The 774-nt window shown below is 66.4% G+C and carries 1 protein-coding gene; it reads left to right on the top strand.

Features of this window, described 5'->3' with window-relative positions:
- Window positions 1-101 precede the first annotated feature (101 nt).
- On the top strand, window positions 102-774 hold a 673-nt coding region (locus ITJ69_RS20180; protein ID WP_194673849.1), incomplete at its 3' end, for a leucine zipper domain-containing protein.

Genomic DNA, 774 nt, shown 5'->3' with positions numbered 1-774 from the left:
TGTACTCGGCCATGACGTTGGTGACACTTCGGGTCTTGTGACGTAGCGAGGCCTCCTGGCTTGATGGAGCTGTCTAGTTCTGCCATCACCAGGAGGCCTCTGTGGTCCACGCTAACGCCCGGTTGACGCTGCACGGGCGACGGTTACTCGTCGCTCGCGTTGTTGAGGACCGTCGTCCAGTCGCTCATGTCGCGAAGGAACTCGGCGTCTCTCGCCAGTGTGCGCATCGGTGGGTGCGGCGTTTCCGGGACCACGGCGACATCGGCTTGTCGGACCGGTCAAGCCGGCCGCATCGATCGCCGACGAAGACCACTCCAGAGCGCGAGCAATCGGTGCTGGAGGCACGGACCCGGCTCCGGTTCGGTCCCGCCCGTCTCGCTGCGGAGACCGGGGTGCCGGCTCGCACGATCTCTCGCGTCCTCGCCCGGCACCACGTTCCGCCGCTGGCGTGGTTGGACCCGATCACTGGTGCCCTGATCCGTGCCACAAAAGCGACCACGAACCGATACGAACACGAGCACCCCGGCGACTTGGTGCACGTGGATGTGAAGAAGCTCGGTCGGATCCCGGACGGCGGCGGCTGGCGGGTGCAGGGCTGGACGGCCGCGAATCACCAGTCCCGCGTCGATAAGAAACCGATCGGGTTCGACTACGTTCACGCCGCTGTCGATGACCACACCCGGCTCGCTTATGCCGAAGTCCACCCGGACGAGCGCGGCGTGACCGCGGCTGGGTTCCTCACCCGCGCGGCAGCGTACTTTGCCGCCCATGGCA

The sequence above is a fragment of the Curtobacterium sp. VKM Ac-2887 genome (assembly GCF_015350935.1).
Classification (GTDB): Bacteria; Actinomycetota; Actinomycetes; order Actinomycetales; family Microbacteriaceae; genus Curtobacterium.
This window is presented reverse-complemented; position numbering and strand designations above follow the sequence as displayed.